The organism is Nonomuraea sp. NPDC003727 (genome assembly GCF_053586935.1).
This window is the reverse complement of sequence record NZ_JBSFNE010000002.1, coordinates 737,163-746,071: the sequence shown is the minus strand read 5'-3', so window position 1 is coordinate 746,071 and position 8,909 is coordinate 737,163. Positions and strand designations below refer to the sequence as shown.

The following is an 8,909-nucleotide window of genomic DNA, read 5'->3' as shown; positions in this document are numbered from 1 at the left end:
GAGGGCTCCCGCGTCGGCCAGCGCCCGGCCCGCCTGGCCGATCCACTCGCCGAGCACCGGCCAGATCCAGCCGATGAGCACGCCGATCAGCAGCGGCCGTCCGGCCCGCACCCCCGCCTCGTTTGCCGAGTCGGGATGAGCGATTGGTCTTGCGTGGACTGCCTGGGGGCAACGGAACAACCATGAGGAACGGGATGAGTGTCAGGCGACTGGAATCGATGCTCCCGTTCCTCAGCAGGGACCTGGCCATCGATCTGGGCACCGCCGCCACCCGCATCCACGTGCGCGGCAAGGGCATCATGCTCAACGAGCCGTCCCTCGTCGCCGTCGACTCCGAGACCGGGCAGTTCGTCGCGTTCGGCGCGGAGGCCGGCAGGCAGCGGGCCGGGGTGGTCACCGTACGGCCGGTCAGGAACGGCGCGATCGTCGAGCCCGACGCGGCCCGCGTGATGCTCCGCCACTTCGTGCACAAGGTGCACGGCCACCCGTACGCCAGGCCGAGGATGACGATCGCGGTCCCGGGCGGGATCACCGCGATCGAGCGGAGGGTGATGGTGGAGGCGGCCTACGAGGCGCAGGCCCGCCAGATCATCTTCATGGAGCAGCCGCTGGCCGCGGCGCTCGGCGCGGGCCTGGAGCTGGGCGACCCGATGGCGGCCATCGTCGTGGACGTCGGCAGCGGCACCACGGACGTGGCCGCGGTGTCGATGGGCAGGGCGGTGGCCGTCCGGTCGATGCGGACGGGCGGCGAGGCGATGGACGCGGCGATCAGGCTGGAGGTCCGCCGCGCCCACGGCATCGTCATCGACGACCGGACGGCCGAGACGCTCAAGGAGCAGATCGGCTCGGCCTGCGAGCCGTCCGCGGGCCGGCGGATGGAGGTGAACGGGACCCACCCGCGGCACGGTGCGCCGATGTCGGCCACGGTGTCGGCGGAATGCGTGCACGAGGCGCTCGACCCGGCGGTGCGGGCGATCGTCGAGGCGGTGCGCGAGGTGCTGGAGTCGTGCTCGCCGGAGATCGCCGCCGACGTGGCCAGGCGCGGCCTGCTGCTGACGGGCGGCGGCGCGCTGCTGAGCGGGCTGCCCAGGAGGCTGCGCCGCGATCTGGGCATCCCGGTCGACCTGGTGAACCGGCCCCAGCACACGGTGGCGCTGGGCCTGGGCATGTGGGCGGCGCGCAACTAGCCGGGCATCCGCTCCAGCAGGCTCTTCATGTCGTCGGCGTGCTCCTCCTCCTTCGCCAGGAGCTCCTCGAAGACGCGGCGCGTGGTGACGTCCTTGTCGCCGAGCCACTGGATGATCTCGGTGTAGGCGGCGATGGCGATGCGTTCGGCGACCAGATCCTCCTTGATCATCTCGGTGAGTCCAGGGCTGGCGTCGTACTGCGAGTGCGAGCGGGCGGTGAGCGTGTCGGGGTTGAGGTCGGGCTGGCCGCCGAGCTGCACGATCCTGGCGGCCAGCTTGTCGGCGTGCTCCTGCTCCTCGGCCGCGTGCTCCAGGAACTCGGCGGCGACCGACTCGGCCATGATGCCGGTGGCGGTGTAGTAGTGGCGCTTGTAGCGGAGCACGCAGACGATCTCGGTCGCCAGCGCCTCGTTGCACACCTGGATCACCCGATCCAGGTCCGCCCCGTAGGCGTCGGTGATGGGGCCCTTGCCGATCTCGGCCCTGGCGCGCTCGCGGATGGTCTTGATGTCGGTCAGGAACTCAGCCATGGCCCGCATATGCCCTCCCTGTCCGAAGTGACGCACCAGCGGCCCGCAAAGGATGGCCCTGCACTTCGTGTACGGCCCGCGGCCGGCGCGCTCTACAGGTAGAGCCGCAGCAGGTCGTCCTCGGTCTCGCGGCGGACGATCGCGCGGGCCGCGCCGTCCCGCACCGCCACGACGGGCGGCCGGGTCACGTGGTTGTAGTTGCTGGCCATGGAGCGCTGGTAGGCGCCCGACACCGGTACGGCCAGCAGGTCGCCTGGCCGGACGTCGTCAGGCAGCGGCAGATCCCTGACCAGCACGTCGCCGCTCTCGCAGTGCTTGCCGACCACGGTGAACGGGCTGAGCGGGGCGTCGGAGGCGCGGTTGGCCAGCGAGGCGGTGTAGGCGGCGCCGTACATGCCGGGGCGGGGGTTGTCGCTCATGCCGCCGTTCACGCTCACGAACCCGCCCTTGATCGTGCCGATCTCGTAGAGCGCCACCGTGGACGGCCCCGCGATCGACCTGCCGGGCTCGACGGCCAGGTGCAGGCCCGCCGTCTCCTTCCTGAGCACCGTGAGCAGCTCGGCGGGCGTCGGCGGGGTGGGGTCGTCCGGCGTGTAGGCGATGCCGAGGCCGCCGCCCAGGTCGAGCCTGGTGACGCCGACGGACGCGGCGAACTCGGACATGCGGGCGGCGGCGACGCCGAAGCCGTCCAGTTCGGTGATCTGCGAGCCGATGTGGGAGTGCAGGCCGTACAGCTCCAGCGAGGGCTCGGCGGTCACCCGCTCCACCGCGAGCGCGGCCGCGCCGGCGCTCAGCGAGAAGCCGAACTTGGAGTCCTCGCCGCCGGTGGCGATGAAGGCGTGGGTGTGCGGGTCGACGCCCGGCGTCACCCTGATCATCACCCGCTGCCGGACGCCCAGCGAGGCGGCGATCGCGGCGAGCCTGGCGATCTCGGTGAAGGAGTCGACGACGACGCAGCCGATGCCCCACGCCACGGCGCGGCGCAGCTCGGCGGGCGACTTGTTGTTGCCGTGGAAGACGACCCGCTCGGGCGGCATCCCGCCGGCCATGGCCACCGCGAGCTCCCCGCCCGTGCAGACGTCGAGGGACAGGCCGAGCCGGTCGAGCCAGCGCACCACCTCGGGGCACAGGAACGCCTTGCCGCCGTAGTGGACGTCACCGTCCGGCAGCGCGTCCAGCCACGCCCGCGCGCGGGCGGTGAAGTCGGCCTCGTCCAGCACGTAGGCGGGCGTGCCGTACACACGGGCCAGCTCGACCGCGCCGATGCCGCCGAGATGCAGCTCCCCGCCGTCCCACGTCGCGGTCTGGGGCCAGATGTCCAAGCTCATGAGGCGCGAGCGTAAGCAACCCCGACGCCTCGCAGGGCGGAGCGTCGATGGATTCGTTGGTGAGGGTCGCATGCCTTCACGAGGCTTGGTGGCGCATGACCGCCTGGCCACGATGTGGAGCCATGCGAAAACACCTGGTCATCGCCCTGGCGGCGGTCTGCGCGCTGGGCGCGGGATGCGGGAGGTCCACCTCGGGTACGGCGGCGCCCACGCCGCCCTCCTCGACCGGCAAGAGCGCCAAGGACCTCGTCCCCGACGCCGTGCGGAAGTCGGGCGAGCTGCGGATGGCGACCTCGGAGGGCTACCCGCCGATGGAGATGTACAAGCCGGGCACCCAGGAGATGACCGGCGTCGACGCCGACCTGGCCGTCGCCGTCGGGGCGCGGCTCGGGTTGCGGACCCGCATCATCAACGCCTCCTTCGACGGCCTCATCCCGGGGCTGCAGGGCGGCAGGTGGGACATCGCCATGGCCGCGCTCAGCGATCTGGAGCAGCGCCGCAAGGCCGTCGACTTCGTCGACTACTTCAACGCCGGCGGCTCGATCATGGTCAGGAAGGGCAACCCCGAAGGCATCAAGACCCTCGCCGACCTGTGCGGCAAGAAGGTCGTCCTGGCCAAGGGCAGCTCCAACCTGGAGATCGGCAAGCGCCAGAACGACAAGTGCGCGCAGAAGATGGAGATCATGCAGAGCGAGGACGCCCCGACCGGCCTGCTCACCATCGACTCCGGCCGCACGGTCGCCACGATCGTCGACTCGCCCGTGGCCGCCATGTACGCCAAGGAGACCGGCAAGTACGAGGTCCTCGCCGAGCAGTACGACGCCGGACCGTGGGGCATCGCGATCGACAAGAAGCAGACCGGCCTGCGCGACGCCGTCGCCAAGGCGCTGCAGGAGCTGATCGACAGCGGCGAGTACGGCAAGATCCTGGAGAAGTACGGCACGACGGCGAACGCCGTGGCCAAGGTCACGATCAACACCGGCGCATGACGGAGCTTCGGATCGAGGCGGTGAAACCGCCCAGGCCGGGACGGCTCGTCGCGGCGGTGCTGGCGGCGCTGGTGACGGCGTGGCTGATCTACACCGTCATCGTCAACCCCAACCTGCACTGGGACGTGATCGCCGAGTTCCTGCTGGACGGGCGCATCCTGGGCGGCCTGTGGATCACGATCGCGCTCACCGCGCTGTCCATGGTCATCGGCGTCGGCCTCGGCGTGCTCGCCGCCGTCATGCAGCTGTCGGACAGCCCCGTGCTGCGCGGCGCGGCCGGCCTGTACACCTGGTTCTTCCGCGGCACGCCGCTGCTGGTGCAGCTCATCTTCTGGTTCAACATCGGCCTGGTCTTCCCCGAGATCGGGATCGGCGTCCCGTTCGGCGGGCCGATGTTCCTCCAGTGGCCGGCCAACGAGCTGATCACGCCGTTCACGGCGGCGCTGCTCGGGCTGACCATCAACGAGGGCGCCTACATGGCCGAGATCGTCCGCGCCGGCATCCGCTCGGTCGATCCCGGCCAGCGGGAGGCGGCCGAGTCGCTCGGCATGACGCACCGGCAGATCCTGCGCAGGGTCGTGCTGCCTCAGGCGATGCGGGTGATCATCCCGCCGACCGGCAACCAGTTCATCTCGATGCTGAAGACCACCTCGATGGTCTCCGTCATCTCCGGCGCCGAGCTGCTGACCGTCTCCCAGCGGATCTACCTGGACAACTTCGAGGTCATCGCGCTGCTGGTGGTCGCCTCGACGTGGTACCTGCTGCTCACCAGCGTGGCCACCGTCGGCCAGCGCTTCCTGGAGAGGAGGTTCAGCCGTGGCCACTAGCATGGTGAAGATCGAGTCGGTCAGGAAGCGCTTCGGGCAGCTCGAGGTGCTGAAGGGCGTCAGCCTCGACGTGCCGGCCGGCTCGGTGGTCTGCGTGGTGGGTCCCTCCGGTTCCGGCAAGTCGACGCTGCTGCGCTGCGTCAACCGGCTGGAGACGATCGACGCGGGCCGGGTGTGGGTGGACGGCGAGCTCATGGGCTTCGCCGAGAAGGGCGGCAGGCTGCACCTGCTGCGGCCCGACGAGCTGTGCCGGCAGCGGCAGGAGATCGGCATGGTCTTCCAGCGCTTCCACCTGTTCCCGCACATGACCGCGCTGGAGAACGTCATGGAGGGCCCGTGCACGGTCAAGCGCGTCTCGAAGGCCGCGGCCACCTCCCGTGCGCTCGCGTTGCTCGACCGGGTGGGCCTGGCCGACAGGGCGGGGCACTACCCCCGGCAGCTGTCGGGCGGCCAGCAGCAGCGGGTCGCGATCGCGCGCAGCCTGGCCATGAACCCGAAGCTCATGCTGTTCGACGAGCCGACCAGCGCGCTCGACCCCGAACTGGTGCAGGAGGTGCTGCAGGTCATGCGCGACCTGGCGGCCAGCGGGATGACGATGATCGTGGTCACCCACGAGATGGGGTTCGCCAGGGAGGCGGGCGACCACCTGGTGTTCATCGACGACGGCGTGATCGTGGAGGAGGGCCCGCCCCGCGAGGTGCTGTCCCAGCCGCGTCACGAACGCACCCGCGCCTTCCTCGGGCAGGTCTTGTGAACGGCGCACTCCTCGGGAAGGGTTCGGCTCCGTGAGCCTCGACGTACTGATCAGCGGTGGCCTGGTGGCCGACGGGACGGGCGCGCCGTTGCGCCGGGCCGACGTCGGCGTCACCGGTGACCGCCTCGTCCTGCTGCCCAAGGGCGGCCCGGCCGACGGCGGGGGAGCGCGGGTGATCGACGCCACCGGGCTGGTGGTCGCTCCCGGCTTCATCGACGTCCACACTCACTCCGACGGGGTGTCCCTGCTCGGCGAGGCGGGCAGGCAGCTGGCCGCCGCCCCCGTGCGCATGGGTGTCACCGTGGAGATCTGCGGCAACTGCGGGTCGAGCCTGTTTCCCGCGCTGCCCGAGCGGGTGCCGGCGCTGAGCCGGTCCAGCAGGGCGGGCTTCGGCGGCGACATCCCGATATTTCAGGACTACGGGGCGTTCGTGGAGGCGCACGAGCGGGCCCCGCGGTCCAACCATCTGACCTCCCTCGTCGGCCACGGCACCCTCCGCGCCGGCGTGCTCGGCTACGAGGACCGCCCTGCCACCCCGGCCGAGCTCGACACCATGTGCGCGCTGCTGGACGACGCGCTGGCCGCCGGGGCGGCGGGCCTGTCCACGGGGCTCATCTACACCCCCGGCACCTACGGCGACACGGCCGAGGTGGTCGCGCTGGCCAGGGTCGCGGCCAGGTACGGCAAGCCGTACGTGACCCACCTGAGAGACGAGATGTCCCGCGTCGAGCAGGCGCTGGAGGAGGCCGTCGAGATCGCCCGCAGGAGCGGGGCCGCGCTGCACGTCAGCCACCACAAGACCGCAGGCAGGCACGCCTGGGGCAGAACCCGGCGGACGCTCCCGCGCATCGCCGAGCTGCGCGCCCAGGGCATGGACGTCACCTGCGACGTCTACCCCTACACCGAGGGCAGCACGTCGCTGTCGGCGATGTTCCCCCCGTGGGCCAACGACGGCGGCACCGAGGCGTTGCTCGAACGGCTGCGCGACCCCCTCCAGCGCGACCGGATGCGCCGGGCGATCGAGGAGGGCGTGCCCGGCTGGGAGAACACGGTCGGCAACGGCGGATGGGACCGCATCTCCGTCGCCTGCGCCGTCAACCATCCCGAGGTCGAGGGCCGCACCATCGCCGAGCTGGGCGGCGACCCCGTGGACGCCGCCGCCGAGCTGCTCCTCGCCGAGGAGGGCGAGGTGACGATCATCAGCCACTCGATGCGGGAGGACGACGTCCAGCGGGTCCTGGCCAGCGAGTTCGCCATGATCGGCTCGGACGGCGTGCCCAAGCCAGGTCATCCGCACCCGCGCCTGGCCGGCACCTTCCCCAGGGTGCTCGGCCGCTACTCCCGCGACCAGGGCCTGTTCCCGCTGGAGGTCGCCGTCCACAAGATGACCGGCATGGCGGCCGACAGGTTCGGGCTCACCGGCAGGGGAGTCGTGCGCGACGGCGCGCACGCCGACCTGGTGCTGCTCGACCCCGAGACGGTGGCCGACGGCGCCACCTACGCCGATCCGCTGCTGCCGCCCACCGGCATCCGGGCCGTCGTCGTGGCGGGCCGGGTCGCCGTGGAAGACGGCACGCTCACCGAAGACAGACCAGGAAGGATCATCGGGCGGTGAACGACATCACGCTCGCCGTGGCGATGCGCGATCTGGTGACGGGAGAGTTCCACGGCGTCAACGAGGACGCCGAGCTGCCGCTGGCCAGCGTCGGCAAGCTGCTCCTGCTGGCCGAGGTGGCGATGAGCATCGAAGGCGGCATCCTCCACCCCGACACGCCCGTGACGCTGCACGAGGACGACTACTGCGGCGGCTCGGGGCTGCTGCTGTCGCTGTCCGGGCGCAGCTGGACGATCGGCGACCTGGCCCTGCTGACCGCCGCGATCAGCGACAACACCGCCACGAACGCCCTGCTGCGCAGGGTCGGCGTGGACCGGGTCAACGCGGCGGCCGCCGCCCTCGGCCTGTCGAGAACCCGGCTGCTCGACCGCATCAGGGAGCCGCGCGGCCCCGAGGATCCGCCGACGTTCGCGATCGGCACCGCCGCCGAGCTCTCCGGCCTGGCCGCGCTCGTCGCGGGTGCGGGCGGCTGGCAGGTGCTCATGCGCGGCTGGATGCAGCAGAACACCGACCACAGCCTCGTCCCCGCCCTGGTCAGGCACGATCCCGAAGGCGGCTGGCTGGCCAACAAGACCGGCACCGACGACGGCGTCAGGTCCGACGTCGGGATCATGGACGGGCGGATCGCCTACGCCGTGCTCGCCCACGGTCCCTCGGGCAGCGAGCACGAGCTGGCGTCCGCCGTACGGCAGGCGGGGCTGGACATCGCGGCCCGCCTCAGCGCAACGAGGGCTCCAGCGAGTTCCTGAGCTGCGCCGAGGCCGTGCGCAGGTAGGCGAGGAAGGACCGGGCGGCCGGGTTCGGGTTGGTCGGCCGCCTGGCCACGCCGATCCTGCGGAACAGGTTCGGCGTGGCCAGGCGGCAGGTGGTCAGCCCCGTCGCGCCCTGCAGGCCGAGGCTCGGCACCAGCGCGACGCCGAGCCCGGCCCGCACCAGGCCGATCGTCACCTCGTAGTGGTCGCTGCGGCAGCGGATCTGCGGCGAGAAGCCCTCCAGCGTGCTGGCCCGCTCGAGGATCGACACCGGGTGCTCGGCGCCGAACGTGGTGATCCACGGCTCGTCGGCCAGGTCGGCCAGCCGTACCCTGGGCCGCTGGGCGGCGGGGTGGCCGGCCGGCACGACCAGGAGCTGCGGCTCGTCGAACAGGTGCACCACCTCCACCCCTTCGGGGCACTGCCACGGGTCGAGGGCGTGCTCGAAGACCACCAGCACGTCGAGCGCGCCGCGCTCCAGATCGGGCAGCAGCTCGTACGGCTGGCCCTCCACCAGGTCGAGCGCCACCTTGGGATACCGGGAGGCGAACCGCGACAGCGCCAGCGGCAGCAGCCGGTAGCCCGCGGAGGCGAAGAAGCCGATGCGCAGCTCACCGGCGTCCACCCTGGCCTGGGCGAGCAGGTCCTTCTCCGCCGCCTCGATGATGTCCACCACCTCCTGCGCGCGGATGGCGAGGCGGCGTCCGGCCTCGGTCAGCCGCAGGCTCTGCGCGTTGCGCTCGACCAGGCCGACACCCGCCTCCTGCTCCAGGCGGGACAGCTGGTGGGACACCGCGGACGGCGACAGCTTCAACACTCTCGCCGCACCGGCGATGCTGCCCGTCCTGAACACCTCAAGCAGGACACGCAGCCGGTTACTACTCAACACGTGACCAAGAGTATGAGCCTGATCACCGAACCGCACCA

The 8,909-nt window shown here is 71.5% G+C and carries 9 protein-coding genes; 6 read left to right on the top strand and 3 right to left on the bottom strand.

Annotation, left to right across the window (positions count from 1 at the left end; all coding sequences use genetic code 11):
* Nucleotides 1–194 precede the first annotated feature (194 nt).
* Nucleotides 195–1,187, top strand: a complete 993-nt coding sequence (mreB, locus tag ACWDLG_RS08810) for a rod shape-determining protein MreB (RefSeq protein ID WP_449917547.1) — start codon at nucleotides 195–197, stop codon at nucleotides 1,185–1,187.
* On the opposite strand, the gene ACWDLG_RS08805 is transcribed toward mreB, so the two are convergent.
* Nucleotides 1,184–1,717, bottom strand: a complete 534-nt coding sequence (locus tag ACWDLG_RS08805; protein WP_449917544.1) for a ferritin-like domain-containing protein — start codon at nucleotides 1,715–1,717, stop codon at nucleotides 1,184–1,186. The two genes, mreB and ACWDLG_RS08805, sit on opposite strands and share 4 nt — an antisense overlap.
* Nucleotides 1,718–1,809: 92 nt before the next feature.
* The gene (gene lysA, locus ACWDLG_RS08800) at nucleotides 1,810–3,045 is read right to left on the bottom strand and encodes a diaminopimelate decarboxylase (protein WP_449917541.1); all 1,236 of its coding nucleotides are present in this window, start codon (nucleotides 3,043–3,045) and stop codon (nucleotides 1,810–1,812) included.
* A gap of 122 nt (nucleotides 3,046–3,167) precedes the next feature.
* On the opposite strand from lysA, the gene ACWDLG_RS08795 reads away from it, so the two are divergent.
* The 5 genes from ACWDLG_RS08795 to ACWDLG_RS08775 are packed head-to-tail and all read left to right on the top strand — an operon-like array spanning nucleotide 3,168 to nucleotide 7,979.
* Nucleotides 3,168–4,034, top strand: a complete 867-nt coding sequence (locus ACWDLG_RS08795; RefSeq protein WP_449917539.1) for an ABC transporter substrate-binding protein — start codon at nucleotides 3,168–3,170, stop codon at nucleotides 4,032–4,034.
* Nucleotides 4,031–4,861 carry an amino acid ABC transporter permease gene (locus ACWDLG_RS08790; protein WP_449917536.1) on the top strand — a complete coding sequence of 277 codons (831 nt, stop codon included), beginning with the start codon at nucleotides 4,031–4,033 and terminating at the stop codon, nucleotides 4,859–4,861. Before ACWDLG_RS08795 ends, ACWDLG_RS08790 begins: the two co-directional genes overlap by 4 nt.
* A 1-nt stretch (nucleotide 4,862) precedes the next feature.
* Nucleotides 4,863–5,615: an amino acid ABC transporter ATP-binding protein gene (locus ACWDLG_RS08785; RefSeq protein WP_449917586.1), complete on the top strand. Its 753-nt coding sequence runs from the start codon at nucleotides 4,863–4,865 to the stop codon at nucleotides 5,613–5,615.
* A gap of 31 nt (nucleotides 5,616–5,646) precedes the next feature.
* Nucleotides 5,647–7,230, top strand: coding sequence for an N-acyl-D-amino-acid deacylase family protein (locus ACWDLG_RS08780; RefSeq protein ID WP_449917534.1), 1,584 nt, complete (start codon nucleotides 5,647–5,649; stop codon nucleotides 7,228–7,230).
* Entirely contained in the window at nucleotides 7,227–7,979 is a 753-nt protein-coding gene (locus ACWDLG_RS08775) for a serine hydrolase (protein ID WP_449917531.1), read from the top strand. Before ACWDLG_RS08780 ends, ACWDLG_RS08775 begins: the two co-directional genes overlap by 4 nt.
* Here the strand turns inward: ACWDLG_RS08775 and ACWDLG_RS08770 are convergent.
* Nucleotides 7,948–8,871 carry a LysR family transcriptional regulator gene (locus ACWDLG_RS08770; RefSeq protein ID WP_354913779.1) on the bottom strand — a complete coding sequence of 308 codons (924 nt, stop codon included), beginning with the start codon at nucleotides 8,869–8,871 and terminating at the stop codon, nucleotides 7,948–7,950. The two genes, ACWDLG_RS08775 and ACWDLG_RS08770, sit on opposite strands and share 32 nt — an antisense overlap.
* Nucleotides 8,872–8,909: the final 38 nt, after the last annotated feature.